Origin of the sequence: Emticicia oligotrophica DSM 17448 (genome assembly GCF_000263195.1) — a bacterium.
Classification (GTDB): domain Bacteria; phylum Bacteroidota; class Bacteroidia; order Cytophagales; family Spirosomataceae; genus Emticicia; species Emticicia oligotrophica.
The window spans coordinates 1,222,649-1,243,149 of record NC_018748.1 but is presented as its reverse complement, the minus strand read 5'-3'; the positions used below and the strand labels follow the sequence as shown (position 1 = coordinate 1,243,149).

Sequence of the window (20,501 nt, the reverse complement as noted above, 5' to 3'; positions counted from 1 at the left end):
AACATTATTCAACCTAATACAACAAAACTATGTACAAAACACGTTTACTTTTTCTTTTACTCGTAGGAGTATTTCTATGCCCGAAAGTAAAGGCACTTTCACCACAAACTACACAAGACACAAGTAAAATTGATAAAGAATTTACACTCGAAACAACAATGTTGGGCTATTTTGCGAAGAATGGTACGAGAAACCCAACTTTAAAAGTAAAAAAAGGTAGCAGAGTAAGGATAAACATTGTCAATGGCGAGGTAATGACCCATGATATTGCTTTAGAAAAAATGGGTATCAAGAGTAGTGCAGTTTCTGAAAAAGGCTCAAAAGCAAGCATAACTTTCGTGGCTGATAAAAATGATACTTACTATTGTACTGTGCCGGGGCACCGTGCAGCGGGTATGCTTGGAAAATTAGAAGTGCATGAAGGTGATATCATAGAAAAACAAGTAGTAGGCGTGATTCCAACCAAAAATGGGAAACCGCTAAATTTGAATTTTGAAACGGGTTCTTTACAAGATTGGACAGCAACAGGAGATTCATTTGCGAACCCCGTTATTGGAGCAGACCCTTCGCCAGTACATGCCAAAGATATGACTATTGGTCCCGAGGGCAAGTATTTCTTGAGTAGTGGTGGAACTGTAAATTATAAACTTACTGGTACACTTACTTCAGTTCCTTTTAAAATCACTCATCCATTTGCTTCATTTATGGTTTCTGGTGGAGCTTTACAAGATACTCGCGTTGAAATCGTATTGGCCGATACAAAAAAGGTTATTTTCCAAACGAGCGGACAGGGGAGAGCAAATCTTCAACCAATAGTTGTTGATTTGAAGGCTTTTTTGAATAAAAATATCTTTATCCGAATCATTGATAAAGAAACGGGTATCTCGCAGATTCCTTACATTCCAGATGAAAAATTTGCTCATATCAACTTCGATAACTTCCTTTTTTATCCTTCTCGACCAGAATTTTCGAATGAATTATTTAAAAAAGACATCATTGTTTTACCACCACTTGACCCTGTACTGAATGCTGGACTTTCGGGTATTGAAGCAGCCAAGGCCATGACTCCCCCTAAAGGTTTTAAGATAACCTTGGCGGCTGCCGAGCCAGAAGTTGTTCGCCCAATTTGTTTCACGATTGATTGGAAAGGACGTCTTTGGGTAGTGGAAGGACACACCTATCCAGTACCAGCACCCGAAGGACAAGGTCGAGATAGAATTCTGATTTTTGAAGATACGAATGGTGATGGAACTTTAGATAGTAGAAAGGTTTTTAAAGAAGGCCTGAATTTAGTAAGTGGAATAGAAGTAGGCATGGGAGGTGTTTGGTTAGGAGCTGCCCCATATTTATTATTTATTCCAACTGATTTTAGTACCGATACCCCAACAGGTGAACCACAAAAACTATTGGATGGCTGGGGTACACAAGATACCCACGAAACACTCAATAGCTTACGCTGGGGGCCAGATGGTTGGTTGTATGGCACACATGGCGTATTTACACACTCAAAAGTGGGTAAACCGGGTACTCCAGATGACCAAAGAACCAAAATAAATGCTGGGGTTTGGCGTTTTCACCCAACCAAACATACTTTCGAGGTTTTTGCTGAAGGTTCGAGTAATCCATGGGGGCTTGATTTCAATGATTATGGACACCCATTCATTACTGCTTGTGTGATTCCGCATTTGTACCACATCATTCAAGGAGGGCGTTATTTTCGTCAGGCGGGCAAACATTTCAATCCATATATCTACGATGATATTAAAACCATTGCCGACCATGTACACTGGCTGGGAGACCGTGGCCCACATGCAGGAAATTTTCGTTCGGGTGCTGCAGGGGGCGGACACGCTCACGCTGGAGCAATGATTTATTTAGGTGGAAGTAATTGGCCAAAGGAGTTTCATAACAATATCTTCATGAATAATATCAATGGTGCTAAACTGAACATTGACCAACTCACGCGTGAAGGTTCGGGCTACGTAGGTAAGCATAAAAAAGATTTTATGGCTATGAATGATAGTTGGTCGCAATGGCTGAATTTTAAATATGACCCAAGTGGTTCGGTTTATGCCATCGACTGGTACGATAAAAATCAATGTCATAGTCCAAACCCAGATGTTCACGATAAAACAATGGGTAGGATTTTTAAAATTAGCTATGAAACTGATAAATGGACACAAGTCGATTTAAGAAAAGCCACTGATTTAGAATTAGTTAATTATCAGCTTCATGCCAATGAATGGTATGTGCGGCAGGCTCGAACAATTTTGCAAGAAAGAGGTGGAAATAAGCAAGTGCATGATGCTCTTAAAGTAATTTTAAATACAAACCCAGACGTAACGCGTAAACTAAGAGCTTTATGGACTTTGCACGTGACTAACGGTCTTTCAGAGCAAGAGTTAATAACACTTTTAGCCAACCAAAGTGAGTATCTCAGAAGTTGGGCTATTCAGTTATTGGCAGAAAATAAGTCACTTTCTGAAGAAGCTCTTACGCAAATGGCTAAGATGGCTAAATCTGATAATTCGGCATTGGTGCGTTTGTATTTAGCATCGGCAATGCAACGAACTGAACCAAGTAAACGTTGGAGTGTGGTTGAAGCATTGGTGCAAAAAGAGGAAGATGCCAATGACCATAATTTACCCCTAATGGTCTGGTATGCCGCCGAACCTTTGGCCGATGTAGATGCAAAAAGAGCCATACAAATGGCTGAAAAAGCTAAGCTTCCGAAAATTGCTGAGTATATGAAGCGAAGATTAGGTGGGGCTAATCCTATGCCCGCTATGGAAAATCATAATCATTAGAAATCTGATAGGTTTCGTCCGAGCTAAGTTACCGAATTTCGCATAGCGAGATTTAAAATAGTTTGTATTTGCCCCAGAAGGGCTTCATATTGGTAGAAAATAAGTTAAATATTATTTATTTGTTGTGCGAAGTTTGTGAACTTCGCACGGGCGAAAAGTCATCTCCTGATGACAATATTTACGTTGACATCAGGAGATGTAACGACACAAATGCAAAGTCTCAGACTTCGCATAGCGAGATGCCCCAGCAGCAACAATGGAAAATCATAATCATTGAAATCGATTTAAACATGAAAAATAAAGTCTTAAAATTAGCCACATTATGTTTGCTAGTTTCATTTATATCTTATGCCCAAGACTTCAAGAAAACCACGCTTACACGTGATTTTCTTTCTGAGGGGGCAGCAGTAGCCGATTTGAATAAAGATGGTAAATTAGATATTATAGCGGGGTATTTTTGGTTTGAAGCCCCCAACTGGACACGCCACGAAATGGCTCCATCTAGGGCATTTAAACCACGTGAAGAATACAGTAATTCATTCTTGAATCTTGGTATGGATGTAAATCTCGATGGTTGGGATGATGTGGTTATTGTTGATTTTCCGGGAAAACCAGCTTTTTGGTTCGAAAATCCTAAGAAACAACAGGTTTCGGAGTGGAAAAAACACATCATTGCCGATTCGGTGGGTATTTCAAATGAATCACCAAATTTTGTTGATGTGGATGGCGATGGCCGTTTGGATATCCTTTGTGGAGATAAAGCAAAAAAACAAATCATTTGGCTCCAAGCTCCAACCAAAAAGGGTGAAACTGTTTGGAAACGCTTCAATCTGACTCAAGAAAATGTGAAAGGTACCGAGATATTTTCGCATGGAATTGGCCTAGGTGATATCAATAATGATGGCATCAAGGATATTGTTATTCGAGAGGGATGGTTTCAAGGAACTAAAGATTTAAAAGGAGGCAATTGGGTATTTCATCCCGCCAATTTGGGCGAACCTTGTTCACACATGCAAGTATTTGATGTCAATGGCGATGGTAAAAACGATGTGGTGAGTGCTTCAGCACATGCTTTGGGCATTTGGTTTCATGAACAAATAAATGAACAAGGACAGATTAACTTCAAAACCCATACCATAAGCACAACTACTGCCCAAACGCATTCTTCAATCATGGCTGATTTGAATGGTGATGGCAAAAAAGAATACATTACAGGGAAGCGTTTCTTGGCACACCATGGTAGAGACCCCGGCGATGCCGATGCAGCTATTCTTCTGTACTTTGAGTTTGATTCGAAGAAACAACCCTATTATGCCGAGCACATGATTGATAATGATTCTGGTTCGGGCTTAAATGTAAGTGTAGCCGATATCAACAAAGATGGTAAACTCGATATTATTACGGCCAATAAAAATGGCGTTTTTTTATTTGAAAATCAGTTAAAGAAAAAATAGCGTTTCTGCGTTTGAGACTTCTCAAAATTTATTGAATAAATTTCATTGCCACGAATACTTGAGACATAGTATTCGTGGCATATCCTCTTTCATTAGCGAGGGCCTAAAACCCTTGTGATAAGTCCTTTTTCATCTAATTACTTCAAACTTAGTCTATTTTCTCAATAATATCGGGCAAAATCGGTAATCCTTTGTTAATTTTGTTCGTTTTCATTCCAAAAATCAATAAAATTTATCGTGCTTTACAAAACCAGAAAAATACTTTTGCTGGCTATTATAGGTAGCTTTTACGCGTTTCTTACTTCGTTTATTTCGCCTCAAAAGACCCCAATAGATTTCCTTACTAGACAAGAACGCTGGGCTGATAGTCTGCTTTCAACGATGAGTCTCGACGAAAAAGTTGGACAGTTATTTATGATTGCTACTTTTTCAAACCGTACGGAAACTTACTATCAACAAGTAGAAAATAATATTGCCACCTACCATTTGGGAGGATTGATTTTCTTTCAAGGTGGACCTTATCGTCAGGCACGTTTAACCAATCGTTATCAACAAATTTCCCGAATCCCATTATTAATAGGTATTGATGCCGAATGGGGCTTGGGTATGAGACTTGATAGTGTGATTGAGTTTCCGAAACAAATTACACTTGGTGCTATTCAGGATAATACTTACATCGAAAAATTTGGCGAAGAAGTTGGCCGCCAATGTAAACGTTTGGGTATTCACGTAAATTTTGCACCCTCAGTAGATGTTAATACAAACCCTAAGAATCCGATTATTAATTACCGTTCATTTGGGGAATTACAAGATAATGTAGCCGAAAAAGGGGCTATGTATATCAAAGGAATGAAAAAGTACCATGTGATGGGAAGTGCGAAGCATTTTCCGGGGCATGGCGATACTGACCAAGATTCGCACCGCACCTTACCTTGGGTAAGCCAAACACTCAGCCGCCTAAACGATATTGAGTTGATGCCTTTTCGTCGTTTGATTGCCGATAGTGTGGCAATGGTAATGACTGGGCATTTGTTTGTTCCTGCCCTCGAATCAAAAACTAATACCCCCACTTCTATTTCTCGAAAAGTGGTTACAGAAATTATAAAAGAACAAATGGGTTTTCAGGGCATTACGGTTACAGATGCCCTCAATATGCGTGGAATTACAGCTGGTTTACAAGCAGGAGAGCCTGAATTACTTGCCTTTTTAGCAGGAAATGATATTTTGTTGCAATCAGGAAATTTGCCCGCTGCCTTTAACCGAATCAAAGCTGCGGTTGAGAGTGGACAAATTCAAATGACTGATTTAGATGCACGCGTGAAGAAAATCTTAAAGGCAAAATTTTGGTCAGGTTTGAATAATTACAAACCTATCGAAATGGCTGGTTTGGGCACAGATTTGAATAGTGCCCAAGCCCAAGATTTAAAAGCAGAGTTATTTGAACAGGCAGTAACAATTATCAAGAATCAAGATAATTTATTACCTTTTGTCAATCTCGATACCACTAGTTTTGCCTCGGTTGCCATTAGTGCCGAATCGGGTAATGAGTTTCAAAAAATGTTAAGTCAATATGCTAATTTTAAGCATTTTGCAATTCCATACAAACCTGCTGCTGATAAAGATGTAGCTTGGGTTTTAGAAGAAGCTTCGAAGTATAAGGTGGTGGTAGTAAGTGTACACGACATGAATAGTCGAGCTGATAGAAATTACGGTGTTTCGCCCGCCACTATTTCGTTTATCAATCAACTTCGAAACAAAACAAAAGTAGTTGTGGTAGGTTTTGGAAATCCATACGGAATGAAACTCTACGATGGTGTTCCGAATTTAGTTTGTGGTTATGAAGATGAAATTGCTTCGCAGCGAGTTGTTCCACAGGTATTATTTGGGGCATTGCCAGCCAAAGGAAAATTGCCAGTTTCAGTAACTTATGAGCAAAAAGTTGGGAATGGCATACAAACCGAACGCATCGGGCGTGTTTCGTTTGGGCCTCCCGAACGAGTTGGTATGAACTCAAAAAAATTAGATGAAATCGAACAGATTGTGCAACAAGGCATTAGCAATCGTGCATTTCCGGGGTGTCAGGTTTTAGTAGCAAGACAAGGAAAAGTAGTTTACAGCAAAAATTTTGGGACACTTCGCTATGGTGTGTATGAGCCCGTCAATGACCAAACCTTGTATGACATTGCTTCAATGACAAAGGTTTCGGCCACGCTCCAAGCCGTGATGTTGCTCAATGAACGTGGTGCAATTGATTTAAACGAAAAAGCTTCTACTTATCTTCCAGAGTTAAAACAAACCAATAAAGAAGCCATGTTGGTTTCAGATATTCTGATGCACCAAGCAGGATTAGTGGCCTTTATTCCGTTTTGGGAAAAAACAAAAACGGGGCCTACTTTTAAAGCCGATTATTATAGTTTTGCTAAAGATAGTTTAAACTTACAAGTAGCTGATAATCTGTTTATTAAGCCTGCAATTAGAGATTCTGTCTGGCGATGGGTACAGCAATCGAAACTTATCAATATATATGATAAATCAGGTGGATACCGCTATACTTACAGCGATTTAGGGCTAATTATTCTACAAAAAATGGTTGAGCGAATCACTAACCAGCCATTAGAAGAATTCGTTGAGCAAAATGTATATGAGCCTTTAGGAATGACTTCAACACTTTATAATCCACTTAGTAGATTTCCCAAAGCAAATATTGCTCCAACCGAACAAGATGCAATTTTTAGGGCTTCGCAGATACAAGGAACCGTACATGACCCCAACGCAGCTTTGTTGGGGGGAGTGGCCGGCCATGCTGGGCTTTTTAGCAATGTGAATGATTTGGTGAAACTTTATCAAATGAACTTACAGAAAGGCTATTATGGTGGGAGACAGATTTTTTTTTCGACAACAGTGCCACATTTTGCCAGAAATTATACGCAGCGTAGTCACCGAGGTTTAGGTTGGGATAAACCCGAAGTAGGTGATGATAAGCCCGTAGTAGCAAGTGATGCTTCACCTAAAACATTTGGCCATACAGGTTTCACAGGTACAGCAGTTTGGGTTGACCCCGAGCGAGAATTAGTGTTTATTTTTCTCTCAAACCGTGTGTATCAAAGTTCTGCCAACAACAAAATCAATACATTGAAAATTCGTAAGCGTATCCATGAGATAATCAACGCTTCTATTGTTCAATAATGTTATCTTCATTGTCGCCGCTTTCGCTTCTACTGATTATCAAATCTTCCTTTTGAGCTATTTGTAAATCAATCAAATTATCCTAACTTGCTTCTGCTAAATAGATTCTAGCGTTTAATTAAAATTTCCATTTTTATCCATCATTGTAAGACGCTTGTTCATCGCTTGCGGACTACCTCAATTTCAACTCATCTTATGAACAAAACGTATTTTTTCTCTTTATTTTTGATATTTGCTCTTGCTTTTGGGGCATCGGCTCAAAAAAAGAAAGTTATTCGAACGCTTATTGTTGATGGCCAAAATAATCACGTACAGTGGCCTAAAATAACGTTTATGATGAAAAAGTATTTGGAGGAAACGAGTCGATTTAAAGTAGATGTAAAACGTACTAAATATACTTGGGAAGGAGAGGAGTTTATCAAAAGCTTTCCAATTGAAGGCGTTGGCGAAACAGAAGCTTTGAAGAAATCTCAAATTGACCCAGATTTCAAACCAGATTTCTCAAAATATGATTTGGTAATCTGTAATTTTGGTTGGAATGCTGCTCCCTGGCCAGAAGAAACGCAAAAGAATTTTGAAAAATTCATGCAAAAAGGTGGAGGCTTAGTGGTTATTCATGCCGCCGATAATTCATTTCCTCAATGGATAGACTATAACAAAATGATTGGCATAGGAGGTTGGGGCGACCGCACAGAAAAAGATGGACCTTATGTGTATTACAACGATGAAGGTAAACTTATTAGAGATACAACCCCAGGCAGAGCGGGTTCGCATGGCCCACAACACGAATACATAGTTGAGACTCGCAATGCCGAACACCCAATTATGAAAGGAATGCCAACAAAGTGGTTACATACTAAAGATGAGTTATATGACCGTCTGAGAGGACCAGCCGAAAATATGGACGTTTTAGCAACGGCTTATTCATCGAAGGAGCAAAAAGGTACTGGACGCCACGAGCCAATTTTAATGGCACTCAATTATGGTAAAGGACGCATTTTTCATACTCCAATGGGTCACATTGATTACTCAGTGGAGTGTGTAGGCTTTATCACTTGCCTATTGAGAGGCTCAGAGTGGGCAGCAACTGGAAAGGTAACTTTCCCGATTCCACAAGATTTCCCAACGGCCGAAAAATCAAGTAGTAGAGCTTTTAAGTAAACAAAAATCTGAATTTATTCAATGAACTTAAAACAAAGCCGTAGCAATTTTTAAATTGTTGCGGCTTTGTTTTTTTATCTCAACATACCAATCTTACCTCGTTCAAAATCCATAAACAGAAAATCGAAGGGGTCTATATATTGATTATTTTTCTTTAAAGTATAGTGTAAATGTGGTCCTGAAACCGTACCTGTCGCTCCTACTTCGCCAATTATCTGCATTCTCTTCACGTGGTGTCCCTTTTTTACCAATATTTTATTTAGGTGGCCGTAAATCGACTCAAAACCATAGCAGTGTTTGATTTTGATATAATTGCCCAAATCGGTCTTGAAACCTACTTCAATTACATCACCATCACCGGTGGCAATGGCTTTTTCACCAGTTGCCCCTTTGAGGTCGATACCTCTATGGAAAAGCAAAACTTTATGTATAGGATGATTTCTGACACCGTAAAACGAATTAATATTAACCGATTTATTCATCGGATAACCTGCCGGAATGGCATTTAAGAAAGTTTCTTTGAAAGGGTCGTTGTAAATGAGTCTAAGCATATCATTTACTTCAATCAATGGGGTAAGTTGGGTTTCCCAATAATCTTCTTGTGGTAAAATATTTTGAGCAAAAAGACTACTTTGGAAAATCAGCAAAAGTATAATAAGTTGTATTTTCTTCATTTTTTGTACACGACTTGTCAGAACACCCACAAAATTAAGTGAAATTGTGCGTAGGTATGACGTTTTGTAATAATTATGAAGTGTTTTCTTTAAATAGTCATATATCTAAATAAACAAAAGCTAAATGATTGTGGTTGTTTGGCTATGAACATTGTTTGGTTTAAAAGAGATTTACGCCTCAGCGACCACGCTGCTTTGAAAGCCGCTATTGAAGATGGCGAGTCGTTTTTGATGCTCTACATCTGGGAACCAAACATCATGGCTGATTCACATTATAGTCCACGGCATTGGAATTTTGTTCAGCAATCGCTCAACGACCTCAATCGGCAATTATCAGAAGCCAATCCACTTCTTCGAATTACGATTTTACAAGGTAATGCTAAGGAAATATTTCATGCAATTCATCAAAAATATCAGCTTAAAAAGGTTTTCTCTTACGAAGAAACTGGGCTTCGGATTACTTATGACCGAGATAAAGAATTGAGTCTGTTTTTTAAGGAAACTGCTATTGAATGGCGGGAATTTCAAACGAATGGGGTAGTCCGTAAACTGAAGAATCGAGATAATTGGGCTGAATATTGGAAAGCACAAATGCAAAAACCTTGGGATGTGCCAAATTGGACAAAACTAAGAGGTGATTGCTTAGTCTTTGATGAATCCAATGAAATTTACAAGCGTTTCTTGCCAAACGATTATTTGCTGAAAGATGCTAATAATTTTCAGCCGGGAGGAGAAACTTATGCTCATCGTTATCTGCAAAGTTTTTTGAGCGAACGAGCTAAAAATTATTCAAAACATATTTCAAAACCGCTCGAAAGTCGAAAAGGATGTAGCCGTCTTTCTCCTTATATCGCTTGGGGAAATTTGTCGATTCGACAGGTATATCAATATGCACAAAATGCCAAGAAGAAAGTCGCTCATCGAAGAGATTTAGATAACTTTATTTCACGACTTCACTGGCATTGCCATTTCATTCAAAAATTTGAGATGGAAGACCGAATGGAGTTTGAAAACTTAAATCGAGGCTATGATGATATAGAGAGGATTGATAATGAGTATTTTATAGAAAGGTGGCAAAGTGGGCTTACGGGGTATCCGCTTATAGATGCCTGTATGCGATGTGTATGCCAAACTGGTTACCTAAACTTCCGAATGAGAGCAATGGTCGTTTCTTTTCTAACCCATCAACTTTTCCAACATTGGAAAACGGGTGCAGTATTCTTGGCTCAACAGTTTCTTGATTTTGAAGTGGGTATTCATTATCCTCAGTTTCAAATGCAAGCGGGCGTAACAGGCATGAATACCGTAAGAATGTATAACCCTGTGAAGCAATCGCAGGACCATGACCCTAATGGTATCTTTATAAAAACATGGGTTAAAGAACTCGAAAATTGCCCCGAAAACTTTATTCATGAACCATGGAAAATGACTCCAATGGAACAAGAATTATATAATTTCAGGTTGGGAGAAAATTATCCTTTTCCAATAATTGATTTAGAAGAGGCATCCAAAAAAGCCAAAGAGCAAATTTGGGGAATTAGAAAACAGCAATTAGTTCGAGTCGAAAATAAACGAATTTTAAATAAACAGGTTGTAAGAAATAGGAAAAGGTAAGATTTACTTTTCAGAATCAAACTACACGATAATTCTCAAATGATAGCAGTGAAACATAAACCATTCATTTATCTTCTAACTTCCATGTACGTGGCAGGCATTATAGGGTTAAATCTTGATGTAACCGCTACGCTTTTTAAGTTTCTGACTCCTTTTAATCTCTTGGCCTCTTTAGGTATTTTGCTTTATTTTCATAATGAATGGAATCGGAGTTTCGTTATTTTTATTGTAGTAGCTTTCTTGGTGGGCTATTTCGTTGAAGTGGTTGGTGTAAATACGGGCTTGATTTTTGGGCATTATCGCTATGATACAACCCTTGGGTTTAAAATATTAGAAACCCCGCCATTGATTGGTGTTAACTGGCTACTTTTGGTTTATTGTGTGGGTAGTTCGTTTTGTCGGGTCAATAAGCCGCTTTACTTTAAAGTCCTTTACGGAGCTTTACTCATGACAATGTTCGATTATTTGGCTGAACCCATCGCAATTCGTTTAGAAATGTGGTCGTGGTTTGGGCAATTACCACCCTTACAAAATTATATTGGTTGGTTTTTGGTATCTGCTTTTTTACTGACACTTTTCCATTGGTTACCTTTTCGTAAAGATAATAAGATTGCACTTGTGCTACTTATTCTACAAATTTGCTTTTTCGGAATTCAAAGTTTATTGTTTTAAAACTTCAGAATTATGATATTGTTACAAATTTTTAATCCGCAGATAGTACAGATTTATTAACGCTAATTTTCGCAGATTTTATTATATTTTAGGCGAAAATCAGCAGTTTTTTAGAAATTAGCGTTATCTGCATGCCATCATTTTTATTGCGATGGTATTTTTATAATTGCGTAAAACTTTATTGACCTTACAACTTTTTAGCATGAAGTTCAATCATTATTTTTGAAAGTACAATATTGACCTATTAACAGAAAAATACACGCCACGATGAAACCCTTTCTAAGAATACTTGCTGTTGCTTTTACTGGTTTAGCATTAATTAGTAGCTGCGAAACCCAAACAGAAGATACCAGTCCTATTTTAGCGAGTAATGGAGATGCTATTTTCTCTAAGTATATAGCTGTTGGTGGTTCGCTCACAGCTGGTTATACCAATGGCGGCTTATATCGTGAAGGACAACTCACCGCTTTTCCTAATCTAATTGCTCAACAAGCTGGAGTAAAGTTTGAGCAAGCTCTTTTTCCTGCAGGTCAAGAAAACGGAACAGGTTATTTAACTACAACATTGAGTAACATCGCTCCTGTATTTAATAAAGTTACAGATAAGTTAGGTGTGGTAAGCACTTCTCCATTTGTTTTAAGTAAATATGCAAGTATTAATAATAATTATGGGGTTGTAGGTTTGCGTGTAGCTGATATCAACAAAGCTGGTTTAGGAAATGCCAAAACTCAAGGATTTAACCCATTTTTTGAGCGAATTTTACCAGTGAGTAAGGAAGAACTATCTTATACTGATTTCGTTAAAGAAAGTAGCCCAAGTTTTTTTACGCTGAGTTTGGGTGAGCAAGATTTGTTAGTTTATGCGGTTTCGGGTGGTAAAATTGCCATGACAGAAACCTCGTCTTTTGCTATCAATATTCAAAAATTGCTCGATGCTTTGGTTGTTAATAAGGCTCCAGGTATTCTAACCAATCTTCCAAATATTCTTGATTTACCCTATTTCAACTTTTACTCGTTTGCTGAATTATCTAAAAATTTAGGGGTAACAGAAATATATATTACTGCGGGTAATGGGGTTATTAGAGCGGCCACAGCCAATGATAAAATCTTAATAGATGCCATTCCGAATGTAGGAAAAGTAAATGCCGTAGGTCAGAAAAAAGGCTTCACGGCGGCATATCCGCTAAGTAACGAGGAAGTGTTAGATAAAGATGAAATAAATATTATTGCTGCACGTCAGAATGATTTTAATGGAATTCTAAAATTTGAGGCAGAAAAGCGGTCAATTACACTTTTTGATTTGAATAGCTTATATACGAAAATCAAAAACAAAACTTATACCGTCAATGGCTTGACATTTGAAAGTTCTCCGCTAACTGGAGGTTTTTTTAGTCTTGATGGTATCAATCCAACACCAAGAGGCTCGGCTGTCATTGCCAACGAAATTATCAAGGTTATCAACGAAAATTATAAAAATTCGCTCAAAACCACAATTCCTACGCTTGATGTTAGTAAATTTGAAGGTTTAAAAATCAAATGATAGCTTTACTTCACTAAGGCTTACTCTTTAGCGAAGCCCATAATAATGAAAATCTCAATCATCACTGTTGCGTTTAATTCAGCTGCCACCATTAAAGATACCATTGATAGCGTACTGGCACAAGACTATCCATCAATCGAATACATAATTGTTGACGGAGGCTCAAAAGATGGTACTGTTGAGATTTTGAAATCCTACGGAGATAAAATTAAGTGGGTTTCAGAAAAAGATAATGGTATTTATGATGCCATGAATAAGGGCGTAAAAATGGCTACTGGCTATGCGATAGGCGTAATGGGTTCGGATGATTTTTACCCTAATAATCAGGTGATTAGTAAAGTTGCAAAAGCTTTCAAAGAATCAAAAGCAGATTCGGTTTATGGAGACTTATATTACGTAGATTTTGCAGATACGAATAAAATTGTCCGTAACTGGATATCAGGCTCATATAATCGTAAACGCTTTTTGAATGGCTGGATGCCCCCACATACTGCCTTTTTCTTGACTAAAGCAGCCTATGATAAATATGGGTTTTATAATATCTCGTATCGTAGTGCAGGAGATTACGAACTGATGCTTCGAATGCTTTATAAGCATAAACTCTCTTCTTTTTATATTCCCGAAGTACTCATGAAAATGCGTACAGGCGGTACAAGTAATGCTTCTCTTAAAAACAGAATTAGAGCCAATAAAGAAGACCGTCGAGCATGGGCTGAGAATGGTCTTGTGCCTCGTTGGTACACACTTTATGCGAAGCCTATTTCAAAATTATTTCAATGGATTGTGAAGTAATTTTTGCCATTATGTTTGTCGAAATTTAATAACTTTGAGTATGTCGTCTCATCATATCGTACGTGAAAAACAGGAACCGGCTCTTATTATTGCCAATGGCGAAAGTTGTAGTGTAGAATTACTTGGGCAGCTATTAGAATGGAGTCCATTTGTAGTTGTGCTTGATAATGCCATTCACCGTGTCATTTCTCTTGGAATCAAAGTCGATGTGCTTTTAGGCGATTTTGATAGAGATATAAATTTACAAGAAATTGAACAAAGCCAATACCCGATTGAGATTGTTTACACGCCAGACCAAGATAAAACAGACCTTGAAAAAGCTTTCGATTTTTTAATTAATAGAGGTTTTCCTGCGGCAAATGTGGTTTGGGCAACGGGTCGAAGAGCTGACCATGCCATTACGAACATGACTAATATCGTTCGTTACAAAAGTAAACTTTCGATTGTTATGATAGATGATTTCTCAGTTATCTACCCTTTGCTGCCCTTTCCTGCAAGCTTTGAAAAGTGGTATGCGAAAGGTACACAAATCTCACTTATTCCTATTGGTTCTGCTACTGGAATTATAACCGAAAATCTTGTTTATAATATTGATAATGAGGAACTTATATTGGGTTATCGTTCGGGAAATAGTAATGAAGTTGCGGCTGATGGAATTGTTAGAGTTTCGTACAAATCAGGAGACCTCTTACTAATGGAGTGCCATGACTAATAATTCAATTTTCAATGTGGATAACTTTTTCAGAATTTTCTTTTTTTTCTGAAAATAAAATATTTACATTTGTCAATGAAAATAGCCACAAACTGCAACTTAAAAGACTCTAATTGGAGAAGCAAAAATAGTTTATTTAATGTGGATAACTTTTTTATTAGACTTTTCCTATCTCACTGTTAAGTAACTAACTGATTATTAGTTCTTAATATTCTCTTAATATTACACTTTTTAATTATCGGTCAATAGGTATAGTTTTTGGATTTTTATATGCCTTGATATTTTACTAATTTTACATCTGTTACTTACTTACAGTATGTAGTAAATTTGACCTTACATAGACTGCTTTATAATTTTTTTTAGTGAATCCAAAAAGTGACTAGCAGTCACATAAATTACGTAAATAATATAATTAGTTTTAAAGCTAAGATTCCTTTATTAAACCATTTTTTTGGTTTGCTTAAGACATTGTTGTGAATCCCATAAAACACTTTTAAAAAGGCTGCCTATGTTTGTAATTAAAAGAGACGGACGCCGCGAGTCGGTAAAGTTCGACAAAATCACTGCTCGTATTGAGCGACTTTGTTATGGCTTAGAGCCAGCATTTGTCCAACCCGTTGAGGTTGCCATGAAAGTAGTAGCAGGTATCTACGATGGTGTTTCTACATCAGAGTTAGATAGTTTAGCTGCTGAAACGGCTGCTTCGATGACAACCAAGCACCCTGATTACGCTATTTTAGCGGCAAGGATTGCTATTTCTAACCTCCATAAGAACACTCTTAAGTCATTTTCGGGTACAATGAAAATGTTGTATCAATACATCGACCCGAAAACTGGCCAAAATGCCTCTTTAATCGCCAAAGACACATGGAAAGTAATTCAGAAACATGCCGCTTTGCTTGATTCTGCAATTATCTATGACCGAGATTTTGGTTATGATTATTTTGGTTATAAAACCCTTGAAAAATCTTATCTATTAAAAGTAAACGGAAAAATTGTTGAGCGTCCACAGCACATGCTTATGCGTGTAGCAGTAGGTATTCATGGCGAAGACATTGACCGTGTACTGGAAACTTATGAATTATTGTCGGAGCGTTGGTTTACACACGCAACCCCAACATTGTTCAATGCTGGTACGCCGAAACCACAACTTTCATCATGTTTCTTATTGACGATTAAAGAAGATAGTATCACTGGTATTTACGATACACTTGGGCAAACAGCAAAAATTTCACAGTCAGCTGGTGGAATTGGCTTAGCCATCCATAATGTACGTGCTACTGGTTCATACATTAAAGGTACTAATGGCACTTCAAATGGTATCGTGCCGATGCTACGTGTGTTCAACGATACTGCTCGCTACGTTGACCAAGGTGGTGGTAAAAGAAAAGGTTCTTTTGCTATCTACATTGAGCCTTGGCATGCCGATATCTTTGAATTCTTAGATTTGAGAAAAAACCACGGTAAAGAAGAACTTCGTGCCAGAGATTTATTCTATGCACTTTGGATTTCTGATTTATTCATGAAACGCGTAGAAGCTAATGACACTTGGTCGTTATTCTGCCCGAATGAAGCTCCAGGTTTATCTGACTGCTACGGAGAAGAGTTTGAGAAGCTTTACGAAAAATATGAATTAGAGGGGAAAGCTCGCAAAACTATTAAAGCACAAGATTTATGGTTTGCTATTATGGAGTCTCAAATTGAGACAGGCACACCATACATGCTCTATAAAGATGCAGCCAATAAGAAATCAAATCAGAAGAACTTAGGGACTATCAAATCTTCGAATCTTTGTACGGAGATTATTGAATATACGGCTCCTGATGAGGTTGCGGTTTGTAATTTAGCTTCGATTGCTCTACCCAAATACATTGTTAAGGATGAGAAAACTGGTTTCATGAAGTTTGATCACGAAAAACTTTATGAAGTAACGAAGGTGATTACTAAAAACCTTAATAAAGTAATTGATGTAAACTATTACCCAGTAATAGAGGCTGAGCGTAGTAACCTGCGTCACCGCCCGATTGGTTTGGGGGTTCAAGGTTTGGCCGATACTTTTATTACCTTGAGAATGCCGTTTGAGTCTGATGAAGCTCGTAGATTAAATAAAGAAATCTTCGAAACAATCTACTTTGCGGCCATGGAATCTTCAATGGAAATGGCTATGGCCGATGGCCCTTATTCAACATGGGAAGGCTCGCCAATTTCGCAAGGTATTTTCCAATTTGACATGTGGGGCGTATCTCCAGATTCTGGTCGCTGGAATTGGGAAGAATTACGTGAAAAAGTAAAAACACATGGCGTAAGAAACTCTTTATTAGTTGCTCCAATGCCGACGGCCTCAACGAGCCAAATTTTGGGTAACAACGAGTGTTTTGAGCCATATACATCAAATATTTACACACGTCGTGTACTTTCTGGTGAGTTTGTAGTTGTAAACAAACATTTACTGAAAGATTTAGTGAAAATTGGTTTGTGGAACGATACCATGAAAAACAAACTAATTGCCGCTAATGGTTCAGTACAAGGAATTGCAGAGATTCCACAAAACCTGAAAGATTTGTACCGCACAGCGTGGGAAATCAAACAAAAAACCATTATTGATATGGCAGCCGACCGTGGAGCATTCATTTGCCAAAGTCAGTCGCTTAATATCTTTATGGAAAATGCCAATTTCGGAAAACTTACTTCGATGCATTTCTACGCATGGAAAGCGGGCTTGAAAACAGGTATGTATTACCTACGTACGAAAGCAGCTTCTGATGCAGTGAAATTTACAGTTGACCGCCAAGCAATTGCTGAGGTTGTACCTGCAACATCGGCGGTATCAGAAAAACCTTTAGACTATGTAAAATATGCTGAAGAACAAACTGCTAAAGCAACTGCAGCAGCAACTTTTTCAAGTGAAGCAGAATATCAGTACGCAGCAATGCAATGCTCGCTTGATGACCCAGAAGGTTGCGAAATGTGTGGCTCATAATAGGATTCCGACTTGACTATGCTTTTTCTTAATATAATCTATAAAAACCACCCCCAAAGGGTGGTTTTTTATTTGAATTATCTGATTTCTACATAGGTTTCGGCAATTTCTTCGCCATTTTTTGCTAAAATTCTGTAAACCCCAGCATTATCGGCCGCATAAAAAGAGAAGGTGTTGCTCGTAAGATTCGGAAGCCAAAAAATGGTCGTTCGAATATCAAATTTGTTAGATTCTTTAGCTTGTGCTGAACTATAATTTGGACTAAAAAATGGTTTATAAGATTTATATCCTACAATGCTCAGCATTTTGGTACTTGATTTTAAACCATTATTATTTCTCTCGGAAGGCTTTACAACTGATGATTTAGTATAAATCGCAATAACACCGTTGGCACCCCTAGAACCAAACATGGCACGGGCGGTTTTTAATACCTCGATGCGGTCAATGTTATCCATACTAACATTCATTAATGAATTAACATTTTCTACTGGAAAACCATCAATTAAGTAGAGCGGAGCAGAATCACCTTCAATAGAGTTTTGTCCAGCACGCATGCGTACTCTAATTATGCCATCGGCTGCTAGTACTACTTGTAAGCCCGGTACTTTACCCTGTAGTGCCAAAACGGGATTCATGCCAGATAATGCGGGACTTATTTCCTTTGAAAATACAGTGAAGTCGGGGTTTCCGTAGAGTGGTTTACTTACAAACTGTTTTTCAGTACGTTTGGTGGTTACACTCACTTCCTCTAATGCAATTGCATCTTTGGGAATATCAATATTATTTTCAATTAAAACCGCTGAGGGTAAGTCTTTTACTATGAAATTGAGCTTTATATTTGAGGGCTTGATAGTAGGGAAATCCTCTACGTCAAAGAGTACTTTCTCAAGGAGTTTACCTTTCAAATCGGTGGCTTGATAGCTAATATCAGTAGTATCGCTTAACTGAATACCCGAAACAGAAAAATGTCCTTCGGCATCAGTTTGTGTTGTTAGTGGATATTGATTTTGACCGAAGTAAAAAATAATATTTGCCAGTGTAGGCTTGTTATTTTTATCAAGTACCTTACCTGAAAGTTTAAGCCCTGTTTCTGCTAAAAATTTAAACTCTGGAATCGTTTTGAATGAGGTGGCTGGCAAAAAACTACTATTAGAACTTACTAAAGTATTACACGAACGAACAGCCATGGTGTCGGTAACTGAGATACAAAAATTTTTACTTTCAATTCCTTCAATTTTTACATTGATTTTTTCACGTTTTTGATAGGCCTTTTTATCGGTCGTTATCTTAAAATACGTTTTAGGTGGGAAGTTTTGGGCAGAAACTACATATTGTCTAGGCGAAATAATCGGTATAATTTGCTCATAGAAACAGCTATCTCCAAAATTACGCATCCATTGGGTATAAGCACGAATCCGATAATTTCCTAAAGCAAGGTCATTGGGTAAAGCTATCATTCCTTTAAATTGCAGGGAGTCGACGTGGTGTTTTTGTCGAGCAATTAATTCATTTTGTGGGCTAATCCATTCTACATAAACCACTTTACTGATAGAGTCGCTCATTGTGGCATCTGCGTAGTGCATTCTTCCCGCAAACCAAAGATTTTCGTTTGGATGATAATAGGCTTTATTACTGATAAGCTGTACGCGTTCTTGCAAACGCCAAATACTTCGTTGGGTGGTGGAGTCGAGAGAAACATTGATTTTTTCTTTAGGAATTTCTCGCTCGACATTTTCATTAGGCAAATAATCAAGCGGAAGCATTTCTGCCAAACGCTTACTACTCATAAAACCAGAAATAACCAAATCTTTGGGGTTTTGGATGATGCCTCGGTCGTTAAAATCTAAATCTTTTAAACTTTCAATCCACGAAATCATACGGGTATCATCACGGTAAAACTGACCATTATAATAAGGACTAGCAAAATGGAGTTCGATACGTTTTGGAAATCTAATTCGATATTCAGTAGCTATTTTACCTTTTCTAACAATCGAATCGAGGGGGTAAGCTAGAATACTTTTCCCTAATTGGCCATAAAAATTGGCGGTTCGGTTGGCTGGATTGAAACCTGCAGCATCGACAAATGCTTCATAGCCTTCAGTTTTTAGTTTTCTTTGAGCCAAAGCCCAAAATAAGTGCCGGTCAGAACCTTCAAAAGCCATTAACCGGTTTTGTTTCCATTTGCTTGCCTCTTTTTCGCTTACAGGTTTGAGTTCTTCAAAGCGAGCATAACCTTGGTATTGAATTTCTTCATTGGCTAAAATAAAGTTAGTTAGTGTAAAGAACATTCTATACCCTAAAGCAAGATTTTCAATTTCGATGGGCTGTTTAGCGGTGGCTTTTAATGTCCCTTTAGTGTCTTCGAAATCAATCAGGTAATTATTTTTGATATTACATAACTTAGATAAAGGAGAATCTCCTAAAATACTTTTCGAAAAACGTTGAAATTGTTTTTCCCAAGTTTTATCTCTATTGGCCGAAACCTTTACTTCACTGAGTTCTTGTTCAATCGGATTAATGGTAAAGTCAACTTCCTTTGTTCCTTCGGTTTCAATCCTAATGGTTTGGCGAGCGGGAGCATAGCCCACCATCGAAACCGATACGATGACTGTTCCAAAAGGGATTTTTGAAAGGGTATATTCTCCTTTTTCGTTTGAACTCGTTCCTTTGGTAGTATTAGCTACAAAAACATTGGCAAAAGGTACTATTTCAGAAGTTTTGGCATCGCGAACTACACCTTTTATACTGAATGTTTGGGCAAAGAGATTGGAGCTTAAAAGAAAAAAATAACACAATTTGAAGAGGTTGGAGCGGAAAAGCAAATTCATGATAAATAATAGTTAAATTGTGTAGTCAGAACTTTACAATCTTTTTGTAACGAAAATATTTTAGTAATAGTATTTAAAAGAT

The 20,501-nt window shown here is 37.8% G+C and carries 12 protein-coding genes; 10 read left to right on the top strand and 2 right to left on the bottom strand.

The window, feature by feature from the left end:
- Window positions 1–29 precede the first annotated feature (29 nt).
- The 4 genes from EMTOL_RS05195 (at window position 30) to EMTOL_RS05180 (ending at window position 8,608) form a co-directional block, all read left to right on the top strand.
- On the top strand, window positions 30–2,807 hold the full coding sequence (locus EMTOL_RS05195; protein ID WP_015028225.1) for a PVC-type heme-binding CxxCH protein: 2,778 nt from the start codon (window positions 30–32) through the stop codon (window positions 2,805–2,807).
- A 68-nt stretch (window positions 2,808–2,875) separates the two neighbouring features.
- Window positions 2,876–4,261, top strand: coding sequence for an FG-GAP repeat domain-containing protein (locus EMTOL_RS05190; protein ID WP_015028224.1), 1,386 nt, complete (start codon window positions 2,876–2,878; stop codon window positions 4,259–4,261).
- Window positions 4,262–4,498: 237 nt separating this feature from the next.
- Window positions 4,499–7,447: a serine hydrolase domain-containing protein gene (locus EMTOL_RS05185; RefSeq protein WP_015028223.1), complete on the top strand. Its 2,949-nt coding sequence runs from the start codon at window positions 4,499–4,501 to the stop codon at window positions 7,445–7,447.
- Between the two features lie 195 nt (window positions 7,448–7,642).
- Window positions 7,643–8,608 carry a ThuA domain-containing protein gene (locus EMTOL_RS05180; protein ID WP_015028222.1) on the top strand — a complete coding sequence of 322 codons (966 nt, stop codon included), beginning with the start codon at window positions 7,643–7,645 and terminating at the stop codon, window positions 8,606–8,608.
- Between the two features lie 74 nt (window positions 8,609–8,682).
- On the opposite strand, the gene EMTOL_RS05175 is transcribed toward EMTOL_RS05180, so the two are convergent.
- On the bottom strand, window positions 8,683–9,282 hold the full coding sequence (locus EMTOL_RS05175) for a M23 family metallopeptidase (RefSeq protein WP_156511020.1): 600 nt from the start codon (window positions 9,280–9,282) through the stop codon (window positions 8,683–8,685).
- A gap of 144 nt (window positions 9,283–9,426) precedes the next feature.
- Between EMTOL_RS05175 and EMTOL_RS05170 the strand changes: the two genes are divergently transcribed.
- The 6 genes from EMTOL_RS05170 (at window position 9,427) to EMTOL_RS05145 (ending at window position 17,591) form a co-directional block, all read left to right on the top strand.
- Window positions 9,427–10,896, top strand: a complete 1,470-nt coding sequence (locus EMTOL_RS05170) for an FAD-binding domain-containing protein (RefSeq protein ID WP_015028220.1) — start codon at window positions 9,427–9,429, stop codon at window positions 10,894–10,896.
- A 39-nt stretch (window positions 10,897–10,935) separates the two neighbouring features.
- Window positions 10,936–11,568 carry a carotenoid biosynthesis protein gene (locus EMTOL_RS05165; protein WP_015028219.1) on the top strand — a complete coding sequence of 211 codons (633 nt, stop codon included), beginning with the start codon at window positions 10,936–10,938 and terminating at the stop codon, window positions 11,566–11,568.
- A gap of 267 nt (window positions 11,569–11,835) precedes the next feature.
- Window positions 11,836–13,107, top strand: coding sequence for an SGNH/GDSL hydrolase family protein (locus tag EMTOL_RS05160; RefSeq protein ID WP_015028218.1), 1,272 nt, complete (start codon window positions 11,836–11,838; stop codon window positions 13,105–13,107).
- Between the two features lie 45 nt (window positions 13,108–13,152).
- Window positions 13,153–13,899, top strand: coding sequence for a glycosyltransferase family 2 protein (locus tag EMTOL_RS05155; RefSeq protein WP_015028217.1), 747 nt, complete (start codon window positions 13,153–13,155; stop codon window positions 13,897–13,899).
- Between the two features lie 40 nt (window positions 13,900–13,939).
- Window positions 13,940–14,611: a thiamine diphosphokinase gene (locus EMTOL_RS05150; protein ID WP_015028216.1), complete on the top strand. Its 672-nt coding sequence runs from the start codon at window positions 13,940–13,942 to the stop codon at window positions 14,609–14,611.
- Window positions 14,612–15,119: 508 nt separating this feature from the next.
- A complete protein-coding gene (locus EMTOL_RS05145; protein ID WP_015028215.1) occupies window positions 15,120–17,591 on the top strand; it encodes a ribonucleoside-diphosphate reductase subunit alpha in 2,472 nt (823 codons plus the stop codon).
- A gap of 77 nt (window positions 17,592–17,668) precedes the next feature.
- On the opposite strand, the gene EMTOL_RS05140 is transcribed toward EMTOL_RS05145, so the two are convergent.
- Complete coding sequence (locus tag EMTOL_RS05140; RefSeq protein ID WP_015028214.1) at window positions 17,669–20,419, bottom strand: carboxypeptidase-like regulatory domain-containing protein; 2,751 nt, start codon at window positions 20,417–20,419, stop codon at window positions 17,669–17,671.
- Window positions 20,420–20,501: the final 82 nt, after the last annotated feature.

What these genes read in the sequence shown, in the direction of transcription:
- EMTOL_RS05180 (WP_015028222.1), top strand. Translation starts at nt 7,643, where the DNA reads ATGAACAAAACGTATTTTTTCTCTTTATTTTTGATATTTGCTCTTGCT.
- EMTOL_RS05170 (WP_015028220.1), top strand. Translation starts at nt 9,427, where the DNA reads ATGAACATTGTTTGGTTTAAAAGAGATTTACGCCTCAGCGACCACGCT.
- EMTOL_RS05155 (WP_015028217.1), top strand. Translation starts at nt 13,153, where the DNA reads ATGAAAATCTCAATCATCACTGTTGCGTTTAATTCAGCTGCCACCATT.
- EMTOL_RS05175 (WP_156511020.1), bottom strand. Translation starts at nt 9,282, where the DNA reads ATGAAGAAAATACAACTTATTATACTTTTGCTGATTTTCCAAAGTAGT.
- EMTOL_RS05160 (WP_015028218.1), top strand. Translation starts at nt 11,836, where the DNA reads ATGAAACCCTTTCTAAGAATACTTGCTGTTGCTTTTACTGGTTTAGCA.
- EMTOL_RS05145 (WP_015028215.1), top strand. Translation starts at nt 15,120, where the DNA reads ATGTTTGTAATTAAAAGAGACGGACGCCGCGAGTCGGTAAAGTTCGAC.
- EMTOL_RS05165 (WP_015028219.1), top strand. Translation starts at nt 10,936, where the DNA reads ATGATAGCAGTGAAACATAAACCATTCATTTATCTTCTAACTTCCATG.
- EMTOL_RS05140 (WP_015028214.1), bottom strand. Translation starts at nt 20,419, where the DNA reads ATGAATTTGCTTTTCCGCTCCAACCTCTTCAAATTGTGTTATTTTTTT.
- EMTOL_RS05195 (WP_015028225.1), top strand. Translation starts at nt 30, where the DNA reads ATGTACAAAACACGTTTACTTTTTCTTTTACTCGTAGGAGTATTTCTA.
- EMTOL_RS05150 (WP_015028216.1), top strand. Translation starts at nt 13,940, where the DNA reads ATGTCGTCTCATCATATCGTACGTGAAAAACAGGAACCGGCTCTTATT.